The organism is Ruegeria sp. K5 (assembly GCF_056531805.1).
The window spans coordinates 252,885-274,448 of sequence record NZ_JBQFML010000003.1 but is presented as its reverse complement, the minus strand read 5'-3'; the positions used below and the strand labels follow the sequence as shown (position 1 = coordinate 274,448).

The following is a 21,564-nucleotide window of genomic DNA, read 5'->3' as shown; positions in this document are numbered from 1 at the left end:
TCGTGAAAGTTATCCGTTCCCTTGGCTTCGCTGCCGCCTGTTTGATCGCCATGGCTAGTGCGGCCCCGGCCCAGATCGTTCCGGAAATTGTTGCTGAGGCCGATAAGGCGATGGGGCGGACCCTGGTGGATCGGGGCGGTGGCCGGGGTGGCACCGGATCGGGCTTTGTTCTGTCGGAACTGCCCGAAGGCAACGGGTATTACTATATCACCAACCATCACGTCATTGATGGCGGCCAGTACATTCAGGTCGGTTTCAAACAGGGTGATCGGGTGTTCTTTTACGATGCGCAGGTGCTGCATGCCTCGCGCGAGTTGGACTTGGCGGTTCTGCGGATCGTCCCGCAGGAAAACGGCGGGCACCGGCCCGGCATCCTGTCGCTGCGTGAAGGCAAGGCGCTGAAGGGCGAACAGGTTGCCGCCATCGGCTATCCGGGATCGTCAGATCAGATCAACGCGGGCGGCGATATGCTGCCGTTTCTGGAACCAACTCTGACTCAGGGCGCAATCAGTAAAGTGGCACCGGGATCGTTTAACGAAACCGGCCGGACGCTGGAGATTGTGCAGCACACCGCATCGGTCAATCCGGGCAATTCGGGCGGGCCGCTGATCGACTATTGCGGTTCGGTTCTGGGGATCAACACAGTGATCTCGGTCTGGAGCTCGGATGGCGTTACACCCACGAACAACACGTTCTGGGCCTCGTCCGCAAATCCCATTGCCGGGTTTTTGCGGGATACGGGTATCCCGTTCACGTCCCATCAACAGGAATGCGATCCGGAGAACCCGGAAATGGTGAACCCCGCAGGGGGTGACAACAGCCTGCTGATCATTCTGGCGGTTCTATGCGGGGCCGGGGCCTTGGTGATCGGCGGGATCTACTATGTTGCGTCGCAAAACAAGGGCGATGACGGGTCCAAATCCCTGCGTGGCGGGGGTGTGAAATCCTCGGGCCGGGCGATTCTGGCTGTCAGCATGGATGGCCAATCGGCCAAATTCAGCGCGTCGCAGTTGCAATCCGGCGTCACCATCGGGCGGGCCAGTGAAAACACGCTGACCATTACCGATCGCAACCTCAGCCGACGTCATGCCAGCCTGTCCTTGCAGGGGCGCAAGATGATGCTGACCGATCTGGGCTCGTCCAACGGAACCAAGGTCGATGGCCGGCGTCTGAAGCCGAATGACCCGGTGCAGATCAACACGAAATCCAAGGTTGAACTCGGGGGGGTGGCGCTTGTCCTCAGACGTCCCTGATACGGTTCTGTCGATCCGCAACCTTGGGATCGAACGCGCCCCCGGTTTCTTCGTGGTGATCGAAGAGTTGGAGCTGAACGCGGGCGAAACCATCGTTCTGGATGCGGTTAGCGGTGCAGGCAAAAGCACCGCGCTTGGGCTGATTGCCGGGGCGTTGCCTCTGACCGACCTGCCGGACAGGCGGCATGTGATTGACGGGGTTCAGGTCACGCCCGACACCCCAAGGGCCGCGTTTGCCGGGCCGGACAAGCTGGGCTTTGTGCTGCAAACCAATACTCTGGTGCCGTATCTCAGCTTGCAGGAAAACATCGAACTGCCGGTGCGTGTTGCCGGGCAGGTACCGGATGCCGAATGGCAGGATCACCTGATCCGCGCCATGGGGCTGCGGGATCTGACCGCGCGCAAGCCGGGTCAGTTGTCCGTGGGCCAACGCCAACGCGCCTCGGTCGCCCGGGCGTTGCTGGGGCAACCTGCGCTGCTGTTGCTGGATGAGCCTGTCTCGGCCCTTGATCCCGCCAATGTGGCCGAGGTCGAAGGGTTGATTGTGCATCTGGCGGCCGAGGCCGGATCGGCGGTGGTTCTGGCCAGCCATCAGGCGCAAACCGGTGAATTTGCGGACACCCCCCGCGCCGATCACCGCATATTGGATCATCAGGGGCAGTCCTACTCGATCTTCTCAACCGCAGGCCGCGCGGCGGCGAGGGTGGCGTGATGGTGCGGATACCGACCCTATTGGCCTTGCGCGAATTGCGCCATGACTGGCAATCGGCTTTGTGTTTCGTGGCCGCTTTGGCAGGCGTATTGGGCCCGCTGCTGATCATTCTGGCCCTGAAAAACGGGATCATCGGCACCATGGTGGGCCGGTTGATCGAGGATCCGTCGAACCGCGAAATTCTGGCCATCGGGGCCGAACAGCACGACGCGGCTTTCTTCGCGGCCTTAGGCGCGCGGCAGGATGTGGGGTTCATTGTGCCTGCCACCCGTTCGATCAACACATCGGCCAATGCGGTGCGGCATGAAGCACAGCGCAAGTTGGAGCGCGCGGTGCCGCTGATCCCCTCAGCCGCTGGCGATCCGCTGATCGACGGCGAAGCGGTTGCGCCGGGGCGTGTATGGATCTCAGACAAGCTGGCGCAGGATCTGTCGGTATCGGCGGGCGATACGCTGGACATGATCATCGGGCGCGAGGTGGACGGCCAGCGCGAAAACGCGCGCCGCGATCTGCAGGTCATCGGCGTGCTGCCGCCCGAGATCTGGCCCCGCCCGGCCATCTTTCTGTCGCTGCCCGATCTTCTGGCGGTCGAGCGGTTCCGGGACGATCTGACCTCGACCCCCGCGAACTGGACGGACCCTGTGGCCGAGCCCAAGACCTATGCCAGTTTCCGCCTTTATGCGCGCTCGCTTGAGGATATCGGAACCCTGTCCGCGCATCTGTCCGAGATGGGGCTGCAATCGCGCCCACGGGCCGAAAACGCGGCCCTGTTGCTGTCCTTCCGGCGCAACCTGAACATTCTGTTCACCGCGATTGCGGCGCTGGCGATGTTTGGCTTCTGGGCGGCGATGTCGGCCAATCTGCGCGGCATGGTCGAGCGGCAGCGGGTGATCTTCAGCCTGTTTTCCATGCTGACCATGCCCGACCGGCAACGCTGTGTGATCCCGGTGGTGCAAAGCCTGACGCTGGTGCTGGGCGGTGTGATTGCCACGCTGATCATCATCCTGCCCTTCCTGCTGGCCATCAACGCAACGTTTGAAACCGCCCCGGGTGAATCCGTGGCGCGCCTTTATGTGGGAAACATTCTGGCGACGCTGGTTCTGGGGGCCGTGACAGCGGTGACCGCAGCGGTCTGGGCGGTGTTTGCCGTGCGCAAAGTCGAACCTCAGGAGGTGTTGACCCATGCCTAAACTGACCCGCCTTGCCCTGGCCCCGCTGATCGGTCTGCTGACCTTCTCCGCAACCGCGCAGGCGCAGGACATCACATGGCGCGAGAAATACTATAACCCGCAGCCTGCAGATGGAGACTTGTCCCTGCCCATGCCTTGCGGCGGGGCCATGACCTTTCGAAAGGTGGCGACGCCCAATACCGATGGTGTGATCGGCGATGTTTCGGTCGTGCTGGGACAGGAAGGCAGCGATCAGCCCTATCTGAACGGTCTGCGCCGGGCCTTTGTCTCAGGCGCGTTTGCCGACCCCGAAGGCGCGGCCAAGGGCTATTTCTACATGGCCAAGTATGAGTTGGCGCAGGCGCAATGGGATGTGGTCATGGAAGGCTGCCCCGACAAGGAACCCCGCCGCCGAGGCTTTGTTCCGGCGGTTGGGCAGACCAAGCTGGACTATCAGCGCTTTGCCGAAGCCTACACCCTGTGGCTGATGGAAAACGCGCCGGACTCGCTGCCCAGAGTGGGTGATACCCGCGCCTATCTGCGCCTGCCGACCGAAGAGGAATGGGAATATTCCGCCCGTGGCGGTCTGGAAGTCGATCAGGCCCTGTTCCGGGCCCCTTTGCCGCCTGTGCCCGAAGGCACGCCGCAGGATGAATACATTGCCCATGGCGGCACAGCTTCAGCCGGGGGGAAATTGCAGGTCGTGGGATCTCTGCGCCCCAATCCGCTGGGTCTGCACGACATGTTGGGCAACGCGTCCGAGATTGTGGGCGATCCCTTTGCGCTGGTGCGTCACGGGCGTTTGCATGGTCAGGCGGGTGGCTTCGTGAAGCGCGGTGGCGACGCGCGGACGCCTTTGGCTGACATCACATCCTCGACCCGGTTCGAAGTGCCGCCCTTTGACATCCTGTCCAACACAGCCTCGGCGGACCGGTTCACCGGCACCCGGCTGGTGTTGCAGGGTCTGGCGATTACCTCGGCCGATCAGGATCAGGCGCTGAAGGACGGGCTGGACCAGTTGGCGCGCCCCGATGAAGGGCTGGCGGTGGCGGCCAGCGAGCAAGAGGCGATGGACCTCTTGGACGAAATCTCGGCAGAGACCCTGTCGGATCGTACCAAAACGCAGCTTGCGGTGATCAAGGACACGCTGAACCGGGGCCGGGTCGAGCGCAACGCGCAGCGGGACCAGTCGATCCGCCTGATCCTGACCTCGGGCGTGCTGGTCTGTGGTCAGGGCATCCGGCGCTACTTGAACGCGCTGATCTCATCCCTGACCATCGCGCCGGAACTGGACGCGCTGGAGGCGGAAGCGCGGCAAAGCGGGGATCAGGCTTTCCTTGATGAAGTGCTGGCCGCCAAGGAAGACGCCGCCGCCAAACTGGCCGAGCTGGAGGCCAAGGCCAAGGCGGATATCGTCGAATACGCCAACCTGATCGAGGGTCTTGTCGATCAGTACTCGCCCGTCCTGCTCCGCAAACAGATCGATTTCATCTACCCCACCGAGGCCGAGCGTGGCCGCGAACGGGCGACCTGTCTGGCGATGGTGCAGGATCACATCGGTGCCCGCACTGTGGCGGGTTATTCGGATTTGGATCAGATCGCAGATGACTTTCAGGCCGTTGCTCTGGGCTTTGTCGAAGAATGAATTGGAAAGGTTGAAGAATGCGGGATGTATTGAACAAATCGCTTGAAGTGCTGGTCTGGATCACCACCGGCATATCCATCGTTTTTTTCTGTTTTATCGCGGTGAACATGCTGCGCCTGTCGCCTTTGGGACCGGATACAACGACCATTATCGCGGCGTTTCTGACCGTGGTGTTCGGGATCACATCCTCGCTGGTGTTTGCGGGCATCTGCTTTCAGATCATGGATATCCGCACCTTTAGCAAACACAGCGCCATCAGCCTGAAAAACCGGAGGTAAGGACGACCATGGAACATTCGGTACTTGGCCTGAAACCCGGCAGCGTTCTGCAGGACACCTACGAGATCAAGTCCCTGCTGGGCGAAGGCGGCATGGGGGCCACCTTTCGCGGGTTGAACCGGGCCAGCGGGCATGAGGTGGCGATCAAGGTCATGACGCCCAGCTTTGCCAGAAACAAAAAAGCGGTCGACCTGTTCCGGCGTGAGGCGAACCTGCTGCGCACCGTACGCAGCGATGCGGTTGTGCGGTTCGAAACCTCGATGCTGGACAAGGATGGCCGTCTGTTTCTGGTGATGGAGTTTGTGCCGGGTCACCCTTTGGCGCACTACCTGAAGAAGGGCGCGCGGCTGTCCTCGGACGATGTTCTGAAACTGGGTTTGCGCCTGTCGCAGGGGCTTGAGGCCATTCACAAGCTGGGCATCGTGCATCGTGACGTGGCCCCGGACAACGTCATGATCTCGCACGAGGATATCAATCAGGCCAAGTTCATCGATTTCGGTCTCGCCTCGGACAGTGTGGGTACGGACAAGTCGATTATCGGCGACAGTTTTGCCGGCAAGCTGCGCTATTGCGCGCCCGAGCAATTGGGCCTGTTTGGCAATGAGGTCTCAGCCGCCACCGACGCCTATGCGCTGGGGCTGGTCCTGATGCGGACATCGGGGCTGAAACTGCCGGGTGAAGGTAAGGGGTTTGCCGCCGTCGAAGATCGCAAGACGGACGTAAAGATCACCGATCCCAAGGTCGAGCCGGGCCTGAAATGGGCGTTGGAGCAGTTGTTGAAAGCCAACCCCAAGGACCGCCCCACCGATTTGCCCGGCCTGTTCCGCAAGGCGCTGAGTGGCGGGGCCAAGAAATCCGCCTCGGCTGGTGCGGCACCTGAAAAACAACCCGCCGCAACCCCCGAGGCGTCGGGCAGCAGCAAACTGCCCCTTATTGCGGCTGCTGTTGTTGGATTGGCCGTGATTGTAGGCGGCACGTGGTATGTTCTGAACGGCGCAGGTGGCCCCTCGGCTGAAGTCAACGAATCTGTGGGCATCGCTCAGGATGCGGTTGCTGCCGACAACCCTCTGACCGCGGCCCGAGACCTATTGGCCGCGGGCGGGTCACAGAATCTGGATGCCGCGCTTGGGGCGTTGATCGCGATCAGCAATGATCAGGAACTGCCGCAGCAGGACAGGGCTGACGCCAATATCCTGATCGCCGAGATGTACGATCCCAAGACCCATAGCACAGTGACTTCACCCTTCCCGCGCCCCGACCCTTCTGCGGCGCGGCGCTATTATCAGCGTGCGGCTGATCTGGGCTCGGACCCTGCACGCGACGCCCTGAACCGCTTGGGCGAGTGAGGAGACGGATATGATGTTGAAACGGATAGCCCTTCTTGCAACTGCCTTGATGCTGGCCGGGCCGGTGCTGGCGCAATCGAAATCGCCGCTGCCGATCGAGGGCAAAACCAGCCTGTTCCAACGGGTGCTGATCCGCGAACGCATCGACGCGCGGGTTGAGCCCGATAGTGAAGAAACCGCCACCGCCCTGTCGCCTTTGCAGGTGTTCTTTGTTTACGAACGGGACGGCGATTGGATGCAGATTGGCGCGACCGATCAGGGTGACGATCTGATGTGGGTGCCGCAGACGGCGACAGTTGACTGGAACCAGAACATCGTCGCGACGCTGGAAGGCAGCGACAATGTGGGGCGGGTTCTGTTCTTCAACGACATCGATCCGATCTACGACATCATCGAAAGCGAAAATCCAGCCGGGTTGGCCAAGGATGCCCGGGATGAGGCACTGGCGGCGGAACAGGGCGGCACGCCGTCGGAAACCGTGATCGCCCTTGGCCCGCGTGAGACGATTGACCAGCGGCAGAACCTCTATGTCATGCCGATCTTGTCCACCGAAGAGGCGGTGTTCGATATCGGCCCCTTCGTCAATCTGTTGCAGGTTGCCGTGGCCAGCGCCAACGCGCCGAACCTGCCGGACGTGACCAGCCCCGACGCGACGGGTGATCTGAAAACAGCGGTGGTGTTTGTCGTCGATACAACAATTTCGATGGAGCCCTATATCCGCGCCACACGGGATGCGCTGCAGGAAGTATATCGTCAGGCGGCATCCTCGGACGCGGCTAATGCGCTTAGCTTTGGGCTTGTGGGCTATCGCGACAGCCTGCAGGCGGCTCCGGGGCTGGGGTATGACGTCAAAACCTTTGTCGATCTGGAACAGGGCCTGAATGTCGAGAATTTTCTGGCCGGTATCGACCAGATGCAGGAGGCCGAATCCAGCAGCAAGAACTTCCGCGAAGACAGCTATCGTGGCATCGAACATGCGTTGCAGGATATGGACTGGGGTGAGTTCGGCAGCCGGTTTATCGTGCTGGTCACCGATGCCGGGCCTCGTGAGTTCGATGACGAATACTCGTCCACCGGCCTCAGCGCGGAAAGCCTGAACCGGCTGATCCGTGAACGCATTGGCGGGGCCATGGCGGTCATGCACTTGCGGACCGAGCGCGGGGCAAAAGATCACCCCTCGGCCGAGGCAGCCTATAAGCAACTGACCGCTTTCCCGAACTCCGCGCCGTTGTATTTCCCGATCGAAAACGGCGATCCGGCCATCTACAAGGACACCGCCCGTCAGCTGGGACAGTTCGTGGCGCAGCAGGCGTCATCCTATCGGCGCAGCGGTGGCGATGAGCTGCTGAACGAGGACGCGATCATCGACGAAAGTGAAGGCGGGCTGTTCAGCGGTCTGAACACCGCCAGCCGCACCATGCAACTGGCTTATCTGGGCCGGACCGAGGGCGCGAAAGCGCCCGATCTGTTCGAGGCTTACGTGGCCGACCGTGATTTTGACCGCACGGGCCTGAAACCGCTGTCGATCCGGCTGCTGATCTCCAAGGCCGATCTGAGCAATCTGGAAGAGGCCCTGCGTATCATCGTGGATCAGGCCGAGCGCAACGTGGTGAACCCCGATCAGTTCTTTACGCAGGTTCTGGGTGTGGCCGCGGATATGAGCCGCCGACCCGATCAGGTGTCGCGCCAGTCCGATCCCAGCCTGGCCGAGGCGGTGGCGCTGGACGAATATCTAGCGGATCTGCCCTACAAATCGCAGATCATGGCAATTACCGAGGATGACTGGGTGCGCCTGCCGATCTCGGAACAGCAGACCATCGTGAACGGTCTATACGACAAGATCGAACGTTATCGCCGCTATAATGAGTCGACGGATCAATGGGTCGATTATCTGGGAGCCGGGCCACAGGCGGGCAATCTGCTTTATCCGATGTTGCTGGACGATCTGCCCTAGTGCCCTGCGACCAGCGTTAGTGTTCCGGGCCTCGGGAACAGACCGAGGCCCGGATACTCACCCGGCAATCGCCGCTTTTTCGTTGCCCTTCTTGAACTGCTGGTCAAACAGCTTGCGGAAGCTGCCTTCGCGGGCCATCAGCTCGTCCAGATTGCCCTGTTCGACAACCGAGCCATCCTGAACCACCATGATCTTGTCCGCCTCCAGAACCGTCGACAGACGGTGCGCAATGACGATCACGGTCATGTCTTTGGTCAGGGAATCCAACGCTTCGCGCACAAGGTTTTCGGATTCGGCATCAAGTGCGCTGGTCGCCTCGTCCAGAAGTAGAATTTCCGCTTTGCGCAGGATGGCGCGGGCAATTGCCAATCGCTGTTTTTGACCGCCAGACAGGAATGCACCGTTCTCACCCACCATCGTGTCGTAGCCATCCGGCAGTTCCGAGATGAAGTCATGCGCATAGGCGGCGCGGGCGGCGTCATAGATCTCCTCATCTGTCGCATCCGGCGCCGCGAAGCGCAGGTTTTGCATGACGGTGGTCGAGAACAGGAACGTGTCCTGGCCCACATAGGAGATCTTCTTGCGCAGAGAGTCGAAGCTTGCGAGGCGCACATCGTGGCCGTCGATCTCCACGGTACCCTCCTGCGGGTCATAGAAGCGCATGATAAGACCGAAAATCGTGGATTTCCCGCCGCCGGACTGACCGACCAGAGCCGTGGTCTTGCGGGCTTCGAAGGTCACATTCATGTCGTCGATCACCGAGATCGAGCCCTGGTAGCCAAACTTCACGTTCTTTAGCGCGATCTCACCTGGCCCGTCAGGCAAATCCTCGGCGTCTGGGCTTTCGATCATGGTATCCTTCTGGTCAAGCAGGCCGAACAGGAGGCCTACGCCGACCATGGCTGCCTCGATCTGGACGCGCATTTTCGACAGTCGCTTTGCGGGTTCATAGGCCATCAGCAAGGCGGTGATGAAGGACATCAGCTGGCCGGCGGTGGGCTGCTCGGTTCCGGCAATGCCAAGGGTGCTGACAATCAGGATGCCTGCAATCGCCAAGCCCGCGAGGAATTCCATCAGCGGGCTTGCAATGGCCTGTAGACGGGCAATGTCATTGGCGCGTTTTTCAACTTTCCGAACGGCGGTATCCATCCGCTCGGTCATGCGATCTTCCAGCGAAAGCACCTTGATGACCCGGATCCCGGCAGAGGTTTCCTGAAGTACGCGGATGATCTCGGCCATCGATTTGAATTCGGCCTTCATAATCGTCCGGACACTTTTCAGAAGGTACCGGACACCCAACAAGGCAACGGGGCCCACGATCAGGAACATGACGGACAACAGCGGTTGCTGATAGACCATGACGATAACCAGCCCCAACAACGTAAGGGCATCGCGAATGAAGCCGGTCACCAGAACGTCGATCAGTTTACGGGCGGCCTGCGCGCCATTTGTCGTTCGCATCAGAAGTCCGGAGGATTCATTCTTGCCAAAGAAACCAACGCCATGCCGGATCAATTTCCGGTACACTTTTTGCTGTTGCGACGCGACAATCCGGTTCCCCGCCCGCGCAAGGTAAACCGCCTGCACGAACGAAGCCACCGCCTTGGCCAGGAACAACCCGATGACGCCAAGCGCAATCAATGGGGCCCATTCGCGCATCTCGGGGCTGGTCATGGCATCTACGATGTATTCCATCATATAGGCCGACCCGGCAGTGGTGGCTGCCACGATGATCATCGCAACAATTGCGACAGCGTACATCCAGCCCTGAGCCCGCAAACTTTCGCCCATCAGGCGGCCCATATAGCCGGATCGCCATTCATTCCAGGCGCGCTTAATCATTGCATTCTCCAGATCATGAAACCATGCGCTCGCTCAGATAACCTATAATCATTTCTGCCTAAAGGGCAGATTGTATCACGTGACAGAGTGACCGTTTTCGATGGACGAGCGTATGACGGCAATATTCGCCGCGTAGGGATGCTCAGCTAGGAATGATCGAGCAGAGTTGCAAGAGGTCGGGACATTGCCGTTTACCCCGTATGCGCAGCATATGAATGCGCAAGGGATCAGTTGGTCATCCGGTATTATGTGTCTTATCGGTCACGCCGATCACCCAATATTACAAGGTAAAGCCGTTGCCGGACGCTATGTGGGGCGGTCTGACTAAGCCTCCGTTCAGCGAAAGTATTTTTGCATCTCACCAAGCGTAATTCGAAATTTGAATAAGCAGTTTCAGTGTGATAGCCTGACATTGGCCTATCGCGGTACATCTTTGGGGGACGGGCTTCTGAATATTTACGCCGGGCTTGTTGTTCAGCGGAAAACCGCCATTGGGCTCAGCGCACCCAACGGCGCATGCAGGTGCAGTTTTAACGCTTGTGAATGTCATGTATGGCCCTTAGAACCCCGGCAAATTTGATTAGGTGAAAGCAAGTGTCGATCAAAGCCGTAATTCTTAGTCTGCCAAAAGACGTAGACCGGCGACGCTCCTGCGAAGACGAACTTGCGCGCCTGGGTTTGCAGTACGAATTTTCGGACGCCCTTGCCGGTGATCAGCTGAACGAAACCGACCTGGGTCGTTACTATGACGCGGACATGAACCGTAGCAAGTTCAAACGTCCCCTCAGCGCAAACGAAGTGGCCTGTGCGCTTGGACATCGGCAAATCTGGCAAGCTATAGCCGAGTCCGAGGATCACGTTGTTCTGGTGCTGGAGGACGATGCGACTTTTGTGCAGGACCCGACGGCCTTTCTGAGTGCATTGTCAAAATGCTCCGAATGCTTTGAAGATGTCATGATCAAACTGGATGGCGTTTCAGGCCGAAATAATCAGATACTGAAACCCTTTGCGGATCAGAACCTTGTCCTGTCGGATTGTCTGCCGCCCAGAACCACGGGTTATATTCTGGGTCGCCGTGCTGCGGCACAATTGCTTCGGGTACACGCGCCGTTTGCGCGGCCTGTGGACATCGATCTCAAGTTTTATTGGGAACACAAAGTCCCGATCCTGACCCTGGCAGAGCAGATGGTGGCCGAGCGTGGGGTGTTCGACAGCAACATTGAAGCCTGCCGCACCAGCAAGAAAAGCGAGTCGTCCATCGGCCGGTTCGTGCGGAACCTGTTGTACCAGATCAAGTACACCTACGGGCGGCTCAGCCATCCCCTGAAGCCAGAGATGATCGAAGGGCTGGGCCCCTTGCTGCGCACGGACAACACGCTTCGGAATCGTATATGAAAAAGAACCTTGTCGTCGTCCGTGCGGGCGGCAATTCCCTCCATACCCGTTGGAAGGAGATTCCCTATGAAGACCGGAACTATGACCTTCTGATCAGTTATTTCTCGGACGAGGCTTTTGCGGCGTTCCAGCCAGAGCCTGGGGTCGAGGCGGTTCTGATCAAGGGCGGGAAGTGGGACGGGCTGTTCGCAACCCTGTCAGACCGGGATTTGGATGCGTATGATTTCTATTGGCTGCCCGATGACGATCTGGACATCAGCGCGCAGGATGTGAACGCGCTGTTTGATGCGATGAACACGCATGGTCTGAGGATCGCGCAGCCCTCGCTCAGCCCCGAAAGCTACTTCTCGCATTTCGTATTCAGCCAATGCCCCGGATTTGTGCTGCGATACACCAACTACATCGAGATCATGGCCCCCTGCCTGCACCGGGATGTTCTCAGGAAGGCCCTGCCTCTGTTCCGCGGCACGATGAGCGGCTATGGGCTGGACTATATCTGGTGCCGCTGGGACGAGGCCGGAGCATATCGCACTGCCATTCTGGACGGGATTGCGATGCATCATACCCGACCCATAGGCAAGAACCTGAAGGCGGTGATGGCTGAGACGGGCAACCTGAGCTCGGAAGAGGAAGAGGCGGTCTTGAAAGAGATGTTCGATCTGTCTCGCCGCACGGTCCCGATTGTCTTTGCCGGGATATTGCAGGGCGGTCAGCCAATCTCGGGCCGGGTACAGGTGGGCTGGCGCATGTGCCGGGGCTGGATGTCGGTTCTGCCGCGTTTTCGCAGCGCCAGCGAGGCCCGCGCCGGGATATTCAAAATCGCGCGGCGACAGCTGAGCAAACCGTTGGATATGACGACAATTTCCAAAAAGACCTGAGCGGGAACAGCAATGCGAGGGCAGAGTGCATCGGTGGAAGGGGCCCAACAAGACTCTGGTTGCAAGATATTCTGCAATCAAATATCGACACATACCGCCAACAGAAACCGAGAAGGCCGGGAATGTCTGGAAAATACTTGATGGTGGGCGCGGGCTTGTCCGGCGCTGTAATCGGTCGGCACCTGGCAGAGGCGGGCCATGACATCACCGTCGTCGACTCGCGGGATCACATTGGCGGAAATTGCCACACGGCCCGCGATGAAAAAACCGGTGTGCTGCTGCATGTCTACGGGCCCCATATCTTTCACACAGACGACGCCGAGGTGTGGGATTACGTAAACCGGTTCGAGACCTTCCTGCCTTACAAGAACCGCGTCAAAACCACGTCGCGCGACGCGGACGGCAAACGGGGCGTATTCTCGCTGCCGATCAACTTACACACGATCAACCAGTTCTTCGGCAAAACCCTGCGCCCGGATGAGGCTGAAGCTTTCATCACGCAAGAGCAGGCAGACACCAGTATCGACGACCCCCAGACATTCGAGGAACAGGCCCTGCGCTTTGTCGGCAAGGATTTGTACGAAGCGTTTTTCAAGGGTTACACGAAGAAGCAATGGGGCCTTCATCCGTCGGAATTGCCGGCATCCATCCTGAAAAGACTGCCGGTCCGGTTTAACTACGACGACAATTATTTCTTTCATCGCTTTCAGGGGATGCCGGAAAACGGCTATAGCGCGATGATCGGGGCCATTCTGGATCATCCCGGGATCACTGTGCATCTGAACACCCATTTCACCAAGGATATGAGCGCAGACTACGATCATGTGTTCTATTCGGGGCCGCTTGACGGGTATTTCGACTACCAGTTGGGACGCCTTGGCTATCGCACGCTTGATTTCGAGCGGTTTGACTATGATGGGGATTATCAGGGATGCGCTGTCATGAATTATGGCGACGAGGACGTGCCCTATACCCGTATAACCGAGCACAAGCATTTTGCCCCATGGGAACAGCATGAAAGCTCGGTCTGCTATCGCGAGTTCTCTCGATTGGCAGAACCCGGTGACACGCCTTATTACCCAATCCGTCAGGTGAAGGAAAAGGAGTTGCTCGGATCCTACGTTGATCTTGCTCGTTCAACGGACGGAGTGACGTTCGTAGGCCGGTTGGGAACCTATCGCTACCTCGATATGGACGTGACAATCCGCGAAGCCCTCGACACCGCCCGCGCATTTGAGGCGAGTCTTAGCAAAGGCGAGAAAGCCCCTGCGTTCTTTGTTGCGCCGCTCTAAACGTCCGTTTTACAAAGCACAAAAATAAGGCTTCGGCTGCGTCCGCAAAGCTGTCGAAACATCTTGCACTGCGCTCGAGCTACTGCGTCAAGGCAGTAGGCACCGAACTTTCTTATGGTTGCCGGTTCACGGCGGACCACTTGCGAAGGGGGCTGGTGGACAAGGAGCATAGGACTCAAGCACCACCGAAACACGCAACGGCAGCTCTGCAAGCAAAATGATTGCGTAATTACGGGACAACTTTGGTTTGGTCGGAGTGAGAGGATTCGAACCTCCGACCCCTGCCTCCCGAAGACAGTGCTCTACCAGGCTGAGCTACACTCCGACCGTGGCGGCGGGTCTATACCCGGTGTTTGGGATGTGCAAGAGGGATATTTCTATATCTCGCGGGCAACTGGAATAGGCAGGCGCGCGGGATGAACGCAGCTATGCGGACCTTTAGGGCAGCGGGCCGGATTGGTAGAGTTTGATTTTCGTGCCGCCGTGATCGACCACTGGCCCGGCGGACAAATCAGGCAAGCGGGTGGATCGGGCGAGAGAAGGATTGCTGGTTACGATCCCGACGCGCCAGCCCGAGAAGCGCGTCAGCAGGGTCTTGCCGAGGCTGCCGTAAAGCGATCTGAGGCGTTTTTCATCGCCGATGCGGGCTCCGTAAGGCGGGTTGACGATGACCAGCCCGGCGGGGCCTTCGGGTGGTTTTATGTCGCTGACCGCGCGTTGGGTAAATTGGGCCACGTCCGAAACACCGGCCTGATCCGCGTTTGCGGCGGCGGCTTCGATGGCGCCTGCATTCCGGTCCGAGCCGTAGAACCTGATGGACGTCTGTACCTCCGGCCCGGTTACGCGCAGCGCGTCAAACGCTTCTGCGTCAAAGCAAGCCAGGTCTTCAAACGCAAACCGGCGCGAGCGGCCGGGTTGCAGGCCAAGGGCAATCTCGGCGGCTTCGATCACGAAAGTACCCGAGCCGCACATGGGGTCCAGCACCGGTTCGGAGCCGTCATAGCCGCAATTGCGCAGGAACATGGCGGCCATGGTCTCGCGCATCGGCGCTTTGGCGATGGCGGGTTTGTGGCCACGTTTGTGCAAGGGCTCGCCCGAGGTATCCAGCGACAGGGTGCAGACGTCTTTGTCGATGCGCAGCATGACGCGCAGGTCTGCCTCGGATGAAATCGGCGTGCCCAGCGTTTCCGAAATGGCGCGTTCCACGCGTTGGCGCGCGGCCCCGGCATGATAGATGCGCGACTTGCGACTGGTGGCCTCGACCTTCACGGGGATGTCGGGGCGCAGGAATGTGGCCCATGGAAATTTGCGGGCGCGTTTGTCCAGTTGTGCCAGATGAACAGCGGGGAAACTGCCGATCCGGACCAGAACCTTGTTTGCCCCGCGCAGGCACAGATTGGCGCGCCAGACCTCGGACCAGTCGCCCCGGCAACTGACGCCGCCGGCCACGCGATGAGCGTTTGCGAATCCGTTCTGAACGGCTTCGTCACAGAGCGGCGCCTCGAGGCCCGGGGTCGCCGCCAAAAAGATCTCGAACTGGTCAGATGTTGTCATTTCCGTTGCTTACACCGGATAGAAACCGGGCGCGACACGGTTTTTTTTATGCTAGATTGCTGCCATTGTGCCTGTTCACACAGAAAGTGATAGGGTTTCCGCATTTTCGGCGGTAACAGGTTTGCGTTTCGCGACAGGCGCGCGTAAAGGGTCCGTGATCGAAAGAACGCCAGCGGATTTTGGCAGGGAAATGGCGCTTTTGCCCTCCCTTGGATGAGACAATTCGCGCTATCTCGGGCCATGACCCGATGGCAGAGATGGTCGGCGCAGGTAAAGAGGCTTGGAAGACAGTAGCGACATGCAAACTTTCAAACTGAAGAAGGGGATGGAATTGCCGGTTCAGGGTGCGCCTGAACAGAAAATCCATCCGGGGCCGGAATTCAAAACCGTAGCGGCGTTGGGCGCAGATTATCTGGGGCTCAAACCACGCATGCTGGTGCAGGAAGGGGATGCGGTTCAACGTGGCACGCCCTTGTTCTGTCACAAGGATGCGCCCGATGCGATGATGGTGGCCCCGTTGACCGGCAAGGTCGTGGCCATCAATCGCGGTGCGCGCCGCGTGCTGCAAAGTGTGGTGATCGAGGTATCGGACCCCAATGATGCGGGCGTCGATTTCTCGGGGGTTGGCAATGCCGACAGTGCCGAAGGTGTGACCGAAAAGCTGTGTGCCGCCGGTCTGTGGACCGCGTTCCGCACACGGCCCTATTCGAAAATGCCCGAACCCGGAACCAAACCCGCTGCGATTTTCGTGACGGCGATGGATTCCGAACCTCTGGCCGCAGATGCCGCTGTGATTATTGCGGATGCGGGGGAGGCCTTCGCTGCGGGTCTTGGGGCCATCGCAAAACTGACCGAGGGCAAGACGTATCTCTGCCACAAGGACGGCGACAGCGTTCCCGGTGCGGATGTGCCCGGTGTTGAAGCCGCCGCCTTCGCGGGCCCGCACCCGGCAGGTCTGGCTGGTACGCATATCCACTTCCTGGAACCTCTGGCAGGTGACAAACAGGTCTGGACGATCGGCTATCAGGACGTGATCGCCATCGGTCGTCTGGTGCAAACCGGTCATCTGGACCCAAATATCGTCATCGCGATCAGCGGCCCCGGCGCGCGTCAGCCGCGCCTGATCCGTACCGTCATGGGCGCCTCGACCGACGACCTGACCCGGGACGAGGTCAATGTCGACGGCACGCCCCGGATCATCTCGGGCTCGATCCTGTCGGGAACGCAGGCCGATGGACCGACCGCTTATCTGGGGCGCTTTGCCCGCCAGATCTCGATCATTCGCGAAGATCACGACCAGCACACGCTGGGCTGGATCCTTCCGATGCCGTCGAAATTCGCGGTGCAGCCGGTTCTGGGCTCTGCCCTTGCCAAGAAGCTGTTTCCGCTGACCTCGAACCTGAATGGCGGACGCCGCGCAATGGTTCCGACCGGCACGTTCGAGCAGTTGATGCCGCAGGACTACCTGCCGACACAGCTGCTGCGCGCGCTGCTGGTGATGGACACCGACACCGCTCAGGCGCTGGGTGCTTTGGAGCTGGACGAAGAGGATCTGGGCCTTGTCGGCTTTGCCTGTCCGGCGAAATATGAATACGGGCTGGCGCTGCGCGACTGCCTGACCAAGATTGAAAAGGAGGGCTGAGCCAAATGGGTTTGCGCAGCTTCTTTGATCGGATCGAGCCGAACTTTACCAAGGGCGGCAAGTACGAGAAGTACTTCCCCATCTACGAGATGGTGGAAAGCTTCATCTACACTCCGAAAACCGTAACCACAGTTGCGCCGCATGTGCGGTCGTATATCGATATGAAGCGGATCATGACCTATGTCGTGTTCGCGACAATCCCCTGCATCCTGTGGGGGATGTACAATACCGGTTTTCAGGCGAACTCGGCCATTGCTGCGCTGGGGCCTGACTCGGCGACCGGTTGGCGGATTGCACTGTTGCAGATGTTTGGGATTTCGCTGGACCCCAACAGCATCTTTGCCAATGTGATGCACGGGCTGATGTATTTCCTGCCGATCTACATCGTGACGCTGGTTGCAGGCGGTATCTTCGAGGTCATCTTTGCCACCGTGCGCGGGCACGAAGTAAACGAAGGTTTCCTTGTCACCTCAATGCTTTACACGCTGATCATGCCAGCTACTGCGCCCCTGTGGCAGGTGGCGCTGGGGATCATCTTCGGCGTTGTGATCGGGAAAGAGGTGTTTGGCGGCACCGGCAAGAACTTCCTCAACCCCGCTCTGGTAGGTCGGGCGTTCCTGTATTTCGCTTATCCGGCCAGCATGTCCGGTGACACGGTCTGGACGCCGGTTGACGGGTTCTCGGGCGCGACTGCTCTGTCTGTCTCGGCGTCTCAGGGCTTTCAGGCGCTGGCCGCTGATGGCATCACCTGGTGGAATGCGTTTTTTGGCTCGATTCAGGGCAGCTTTGGCGAAACCTCGACGCTGGCCTGTATGATCGGTTTGGCCTTCCTGCTGGCCACGCGGATTGCAAACTATCGCCTGATCATCGGCTGTCTGGCGGGCACCATTGGCTTTACCCTGCTGCTGAACCTGATCGGATCGGATACCAACCCGATGTTTGCGATGCCATGGTATTGGCACATCGTCATCGGCGGCTACGCCTTCGGTCTGGCCTTCATGGTGACCGAGCCGGTTTCCGCAAGCCACACCAACATGGGCCGCTACATCTATGGTGCGCTGATCGGTGTCATGGTTGTGATGATCCGTGTCATCAACCCGGCTTTCCCCGAAGGCATGATGCTGGCCATTCTGTTCGGCAACGTCTTTGCACCGCTGATCGACTATTTCGTCGTTCAGGCCAACATCAAACGGAGGGCGCGTCGCCATGTCTGATACGCAATCCCCAGAACCCAAGGGCGCGATTGCCAAGTTTCTGGCGGCCTCGCCGGATTCGGTCGGCAAGACGATCTTCATCGCGGTCGCCGTCTGTCTTGTCGCCTCGATGGTTGTCTCAGCCGCGGCGGTCAGCCTGCGCCCGGTGCAAGAGGTCAACCGCCTGAAGGACAAGCAGATCAACGTGTTGCAGGTGGCAGGCGTTTATGAGCCGGGCACCGACGTGACCGAAGCTTTCGCCGCGTTCGAGCCGCATGTTGTGGAACTGTCCACCGGCGATTTCGTCGATGACCAGTTCGACCCGGCCACCTTCGACGACATTGCCGCCGCCAGCGATCCTGAGCTGAGCGTTGCGCTGGACGATGACCCGGCTGGTATTGGCCGCAAGTCGAAGTATCGCGTAATCTACCTGCTGCGCGACGATGCGGGCGATCTGGACAAGGTGATCCTGCCGCTGCACGGCTATGGCCTGTGGTCCACGCTCTATGGCTTTATCGCGCTGGAAAATAACGGCAACGATATCTACGGTCTGCAATTCTATCAGCATGGCGAAACCCCGGGCCTTGGGGCCGAGGTGGACAACCCCCGCTGGAAGGCGCTGTGGAACGGTAAAAAGCTGCGCGATGACAATGGCGATCTGCAGATCACCGTGTCGAAATCCCAGCCTGCGGCCGGACCTGATTTCTATATCGACGCGCTGGCGGGGGCGACCCTGACCTCGGTGGGTGTCGATAACCTGGTGAAATTCTGGATGGGCGACGCGGGCTACGCTCCGTTCCTGGCCAAGCTGCAAGCAGGAGAGTTCTAATGTCTCAGACCAAGAAAGAGATGCTGGTCGACCCGCTTGTCGACAACAACCCGATCACCTTGCAGGTGCTGGGCATCTGTTCCGCGCTGGCGGTGACCTCGTCGCTGCAGGTGTCGATGGTGATGGCGCTGGCGGTGATCTTCGTGACTTCGTTCTCGTCCTTCTTCATCTCGTGCCTGCGCAACCAGATCCCGGGCTCGATCCGGATCATCGTGCAGATGGTGATCATCGCCTCGCTGGTGATCCTGGTGGACCAGATCCTCAAGGCTTACGCGTTTGAGATCTCGAAAACCCTGTCGGTTTTCGTTGGCCTGATCATCACCAACTGTATCGTGATGGGCCGCGCCGAGGCGTTTGCGATGAAGAACCCCCCGGTCGCGTCCTTCATCGACGGCATGGGCAACGGCATGGGCTATGGTCTGATCCTGCTGCTGGTCGGCTTCATTCGTGAGCTGTTCGGCGCCGGGTCGCTGTTTGGCGTCACCATTCTGGAGACCGTCAACAACGGTGGCTGGTACGTGCCCAACGGCATGTTGCTGCTGCCCCCGTCGGCGTTCTTCATCATCGGTCTGATCATCTGGGCCTTCCGCACATGGAAGCCGAACCAGGTGGAAGAGCGTGAATACAAAATTCAGCAGGTAGAGGCCCACTGATGGAAGGTCTGATCTCACTGGCCGTAAAGGCCATCTTTGTCGAAAACCTTGCGCTCAGCTTCTTTCTGGGGATGTGTACCTTCATCGCCGTTTCGAAGAAGATCTCGACAGCGCTGGGTCTGGGGATTTCGGTGATGCTGGTTCAGGCGATCACCGTGCCTGCCAACAACTTGCTGCTGAACTACCTGCTGAAACCGGGCGCGCTGGCCTGGGCCGGGTTCCCGGATGTGGACCTGACCTTCCTTGGCCTGATCTCGTATATCGGTGTCATCGCGGCGATGGTTCAGATCCTCGAGATGATCCTGGATAAGTATTTCCCGCCGCTTTACAACGCGCTGGGGATCTTCCTGCCGCTGATCACGGTGAACTGCGCCATCCTTGGTGGCTCGCTGTTCATGGTGGAGCGCGACTATAACTTTGCCGAGGCGGCGACCTATGGTCTGTCTTCGGGCTTTGGCTGGGCGCTGGCGATCACCGCGATGGCGGGTGTGCGCGAAAAGCTGAAATATTCGGACATTCCGGACGGCTTGCAGGGTCTTGGCATCACCTTCATCACCGCGGGACTGATGGCTATGGCCTTTATGTCCTTCTCGGGCGTGAAACTGTAAGGAGGGCGCAATGGAAACCTTTAGCTTAGGCGTCATCCTATTCACTCTGATCGTTCTGGGACTGGTTGCCATCATCATGGCCGCCCGCTCGCGCCTGGTGTCGACCGGTAACGTCAACATCACGATCAACGGTGAGAAAACCGTATCCGTTCCGGCGGGTGGCAAGCTGCTGCAAACGCTGGCGGCCGAGAAACTGTTCGTTCCTTCCGCTTGCGGCGGCGGCGGTACTTGTGCGCAATGCCGGGTGCGTGTGCATTCGGGTGGCGGGTCGATCCTGCCGACCGAGGAAAGCCACATCACCAAGCGCGAGGCATCCTGCGGCGACCGCCTGTCCTGTCAGGTTGCGGTCAAGCAGGATATGGAGATCGAAGTCCCGGAAGAGGTCTTTGGCGTCAAGAAGTGGGAATGCACCGTTCGCTCGAACGAGAACGTGGCCACCTTCATCAAGGCACTGACGCTGGACCTGCCCGAAGGCGAGGATGTGAACTTCCGCGCCGGTGGTTACATCCAGATCGAGGCCCCCGCGCACCAGTTGAAATACACCGATTTCGACGTTGAGGAAGAGTATCGCGAGGATTGGGACCGCTTCAATCTGTGGCAATACGAGTCCGTCGTGAACGAGCCGATCGAACGTGCTTATTCGATGGCCAACTATCCGGATGAAAAGGGCATGATCATGCTGAACGTCCGGGTTGCTTCACCGCCTCCGGGCTCCGAAGGGATCCCGGCCGGTCAGATGTCGTCGTATATCTTCAACCTGAAACCGGGTGATAAGGTGACGATCTCGGGTCCGTTTGGTGAGTTCTTTGCCCGCGAGACGGAAAAAGAGATGGTCTTCATCGGCGGTGGTGCCGGTATGGCCCCGATGCGCAGCCACATTTTCGACCAGCTCAAGCGTCTTGAGAACCGCAACCGCAAGATCACCTTCTGGTACGGCGCGCGTTCGAAGAAAGAGATGTTCTTTGTCGAGGATTTCGATCAGCTGGCCGAAGAGTTTGACAATTTCGAATGGCACGTGGCGCTTTCGGATGCTCAGCCCGAGGACGATTGGAAAGGCTACACCGGCTTTATCCATAACGTTCTGTACGACGAATACCTCAAGAACCATCCCGCGCCTGAGGATTGCGAGTTCTATATGTGTGGCCCACCAATCATGAACCAGTCGGTCATCAACATGCTGCTGGATCTGGGCGTGGATCGCGAAGACATCATGCTCGACGATTTCGGCGGGTAAGATTAACGCAGGACCAAGATAGCAAAGCCCCGCTCATTCGCAGCGGGGCTTTGCTATTTGGTGATCTTAAGCAATTGCCGAGACGGC

Annotated in this window: 18 protein-coding genes and 1 tRNA gene; 16 read left to right on the top strand and 3 right to left on the bottom strand. The window is 59.3% G+C overall.

The genetic code is table 11. The features are described from left to right. Positions 1–2: 2 nt before the first annotated feature. Genes ACR0MO_RS12440 through ACR0MO_RS12410 form a run of 7 tightly spaced genes read left to right on the top strand, consistent with a single transcriptional unit; the run spans position 3 to position 8,357 of the window. Entirely contained in the window at positions 3–1,253 is a 1,251-nt protein-coding gene (locus ACR0MO_RS12440) for a trypsin-like peptidase domain-containing protein (protein ID WP_170453937.1), read from the top strand. Next, positions 1,234–1,965, top strand: coding sequence for an ATP-binding cassette domain-containing protein (locus tag ACR0MO_RS12435; RefSeq protein WP_170453934.1), 732 nt, complete (start codon positions 1,234–1,236; stop codon positions 1,963–1,965). Before ACR0MO_RS12440 ends, ACR0MO_RS12435 begins: the two co-directional genes overlap by 20 nt. After that, on the top strand, positions 1,965–3,155 hold the full coding sequence (locus ACR0MO_RS12430; RefSeq protein WP_480708467.1) for an ABC transporter permease family protein: 1,191 nt from the start codon (positions 1,965–1,967) through the stop codon (positions 3,153–3,155). Before ACR0MO_RS12435 ends, ACR0MO_RS12430 begins: the two co-directional genes overlap by 1 nt. Beyond that, positions 3,148–4,779, top strand: a complete 1,632-nt coding sequence (locus tag ACR0MO_RS12425; protein ID WP_170453932.1) for an SUMF1/EgtB/PvdO family nonheme iron enzyme — start codon at positions 3,148–3,150, stop codon at positions 4,777–4,779. Before ACR0MO_RS12430 ends, ACR0MO_RS12425 begins: the two co-directional genes overlap by 8 nt. A gap of 17 nt (positions 4,780–4,796) precedes the next feature. Continuing rightward, a complete protein-coding gene (locus tag ACR0MO_RS12420) occupies positions 4,797–5,057 on the top strand; it encodes a hypothetical protein (RefSeq protein WP_170453926.1) in 261 nt (86 codons plus the stop codon). A gap of 8 nt (positions 5,058–5,065) precedes the next feature. Further along, complete coding sequence (locus ACR0MO_RS12415; RefSeq protein ID WP_480891517.1) at positions 5,066–6,403, top strand: protein kinase domain-containing protein; 1,338 nt, start codon at positions 5,066–5,068, stop codon at positions 6,401–6,403. A 10-nt stretch (positions 6,404–6,413) separates the two neighbouring features. Then, positions 6,414–8,357 (top strand): vWA domain-containing protein, encoded by a 1,944-nt coding sequence (locus ACR0MO_RS12410; protein ID WP_480873692.1) that lies wholly within the window; start codon positions 6,414–6,416, stop codon positions 8,355–8,357. A gap of 57 nt (positions 8,358–8,414) precedes the next feature. On the opposite strand, the gene ACR0MO_RS12405 is transcribed toward ACR0MO_RS12410, so the two are convergent. Next, positions 8,415–10,199, bottom strand: coding sequence for an ABC transporter ATP-binding protein (locus ACR0MO_RS12405; protein WP_170453923.1), 1,785 nt, complete (start codon positions 10,197–10,199; stop codon positions 8,415–8,417). Positions 10,200–10,793: 594 nt separating this feature from the next. On the opposite strand from ACR0MO_RS12405, the gene ACR0MO_RS12400 reads away from it, so the two are divergent. The 3 genes from ACR0MO_RS12400 to glf all read left to right on the top strand — a co-directional run bounded on the left by ACR0MO_RS12400 (position 10,794) and on the right by glf (position 13,764). Beyond that, positions 10,794–11,594, top strand: a complete 801-nt coding sequence (locus tag ACR0MO_RS12400; protein ID WP_170453922.1) for a glycosyltransferase family 25 protein — start codon at positions 10,794–10,796, stop codon at positions 11,592–11,594. After that, a complete protein-coding gene (locus ACR0MO_RS12395; RefSeq protein ID WP_170622247.1) occupies positions 11,591–12,472 on the top strand; it encodes a hypothetical protein in 882 nt (293 codons plus the stop codon). Before ACR0MO_RS12400 ends, ACR0MO_RS12395 begins: the two co-directional genes overlap by 4 nt. Positions 12,473–12,594: 122 nt before the next feature. Beyond that, positions 12,595–13,764 carry a UDP-galactopyranose mutase gene (gene glf, locus ACR0MO_RS12390; protein WP_480891514.1) on the top strand — a complete coding sequence of 390 codons (1,170 nt, stop codon included), beginning with the start codon at positions 12,595–12,597 and terminating at the stop codon, positions 13,762–13,764. A 248-nt stretch (positions 13,765–14,012) separates the two neighbouring features. Here glf and ACR0MO_RS12385 read toward each other — a convergent pair. After that, a tRNA-Pro gene (locus ACR0MO_RS12385) sits at positions 14,013–14,089 on the bottom strand. 113 nt (positions 14,090–14,202) lie between these two features. Then, positions 14,203–15,318 carry a THUMP domain-containing class I SAM-dependent RNA methyltransferase gene (locus ACR0MO_RS12380; protein ID WP_480891511.1) on the bottom strand — a complete coding sequence of 372 codons (1,116 nt, stop codon included), beginning with the start codon at positions 15,316–15,318 and terminating at the stop codon, positions 14,203–14,205. 298 nt (positions 15,319–15,616) lie between these two features. Here ACR0MO_RS12380 and ACR0MO_RS12375 point away from each other — a divergent pair, with 298 nt between their 5' ends. From ACR0MO_RS12375 to nqrF, 6 genes are read left to right on the top strand one after another with little or no spacing between them, the layout of a single operon-like run. Continuing rightward, positions 15,617–16,960: a Na(+)-translocating NADH-quinone reductase subunit A gene (locus tag ACR0MO_RS12375; RefSeq protein ID WP_480891508.1), complete on the top strand. Its 1,344-nt coding sequence runs from the start codon at positions 15,617–15,619 to the stop codon at positions 16,958–16,960. Between the two features lie 5 nt (positions 16,961–16,965). Next, a complete protein-coding gene (locus ACR0MO_RS12370) occupies positions 16,966–18,174 on the top strand; it encodes an NADH:ubiquinone reductase (Na(+)-transporting) subunit B (protein WP_480891507.1) in 1,209 nt (402 codons plus the stop codon). Further along, the gene (locus ACR0MO_RS12365; protein ID WP_170522537.1) at positions 18,167–18,982 is read left to right on the top strand and encodes a Na(+)-translocating NADH-quinone reductase subunit C; all 816 of its coding nucleotides are present in this window, start codon (positions 18,167–18,169) and stop codon (positions 18,980–18,982) included. The genes ACR0MO_RS12370 and ACR0MO_RS12365 overlap by 8 nt, the downstream gene beginning before the upstream one ends. Next, positions 18,982–19,635, top strand: coding sequence for an NADH:ubiquinone reductase (Na(+)-transporting) subunit D (locus ACR0MO_RS12360; RefSeq protein ID WP_152460184.1), 654 nt, complete (start codon positions 18,982–18,984; stop codon positions 19,633–19,635). Before ACR0MO_RS12365 ends, ACR0MO_RS12360 begins: the two co-directional genes overlap by 1 nt. Then, positions 19,635–20,243, top strand: a complete 609-nt coding sequence (gene nqrE / locus ACR0MO_RS12355) for an NADH:ubiquinone reductase (Na(+)-transporting) subunit E (protein ID WP_170453916.1) — start codon at positions 19,635–19,637, stop codon at positions 20,241–20,243. Before ACR0MO_RS12360 ends, nqrE begins: the two co-directional genes overlap by 1 nt. 10 nt (positions 20,244–20,253) lie before the next feature. Continuing rightward, positions 20,254–21,477 (top strand): NADH:ubiquinone reductase (Na(+)-transporting) subunit F, encoded by a 1,224-nt coding sequence (gene nqrF / locus ACR0MO_RS12350; protein ID WP_480873708.1) that lies wholly within the window; start codon positions 20,254–20,256, stop codon positions 21,475–21,477. Positions 21,478–21,564 lie beyond the last annotated feature (87 nt).

What these genes read in the sequence shown, in the direction of transcription:
- ACR0MO_RS12415 (WP_480891517.1), top strand. Translation starts at nt 5,066, where the DNA reads ATGGAACATTCGGTACTTGGCCTGAAACCCGGCAGCGTTCTGCAGGAC.
- ACR0MO_RS12425 (WP_170453932.1), top strand. Translation starts at nt 3,148, where the DNA reads ATGCCTAAACTGACCCGCCTTGCCCTGGCCCCGCTGATCGGTCTGCTG.
- ACR0MO_RS12430 (WP_480708467.1), top strand. Translation starts at nt 1,965, where the DNA reads ATGGTGCGGATACCGACCCTATTGGCCTTGCGCGAATTGCGCCATGAC.
- ACR0MO_RS12365 (WP_170522537.1), top strand. Translation starts at nt 18,167, where the DNA reads ATGTCTGATACGCAATCCCCAGAACCCAAGGGCGCGATTGCCAAGTTT.
- ACR0MO_RS12375 (WP_480891508.1), top strand. Translation starts at nt 15,617, where the DNA reads ATGCAAACTTTCAAACTGAAGAAGGGGATGGAATTGCCGGTTCAGGGT.
- ACR0MO_RS12405 (WP_170453923.1), bottom strand. Translation starts at nt 10,199, where the DNA reads ATGATTAAGCGCGCCTGGAATGAATGGCGATCCGGCTATATGGGCCGC.
- ACR0MO_RS12360 (WP_152460184.1), top strand. Translation starts at nt 18,982, where the DNA reads ATGTCTCAGACCAAGAAAGAGATGCTGGTCGACCCGCTTGTCGACAAC.
- ACR0MO_RS12410 (WP_480873692.1), top strand. Translation starts at nt 6,414, where the DNA reads ATGATGTTGAAACGGATAGCCCTTCTTGCAACTGCCTTGATGCTGGCC.
- ACR0MO_RS12420 (WP_170453926.1), top strand. Translation starts at nt 4,797, where the DNA reads ATGCGGGATGTATTGAACAAATCGCTTGAAGTGCTGGTCTGGATCACC.
- nqrF (WP_480873708.1), top strand. Translation starts at nt 20,254, where the DNA reads ATGGAAACCTTTAGCTTAGGCGTCATCCTATTCACTCTGATCGTTCTG.
- ACR0MO_RS12370 (WP_480891507.1), top strand. Translation starts at nt 16,966, where the DNA reads ATGGGTTTGCGCAGCTTCTTTGATCGGATCGAGCCGAACTTTACCAAG.
- glf (WP_480891514.1), top strand. Translation starts at nt 12,595, where the DNA reads ATGTCTGGAAAATACTTGATGGTGGGCGCGGGCTTGTCCGGCGCTGTA.
- ACR0MO_RS12395 (WP_170622247.1), top strand. Translation starts at nt 11,591, where the DNA reads ATGAAAAAGAACCTTGTCGTCGTCCGTGCGGGCGGCAATTCCCTCCAT.
- nqrE (WP_170453916.1), top strand. Translation starts at nt 19,635, where the DNA reads ATGGAAGGTCTGATCTCACTGGCCGTAAAGGCCATCTTTGTCGAAAAC.
- ACR0MO_RS12380 (WP_480891511.1), bottom strand. Translation starts at nt 15,318, where the DNA reads ATGACAACATCTGACCAGTTCGAGATCTTTTTGGCGGCGACCCCGGGC.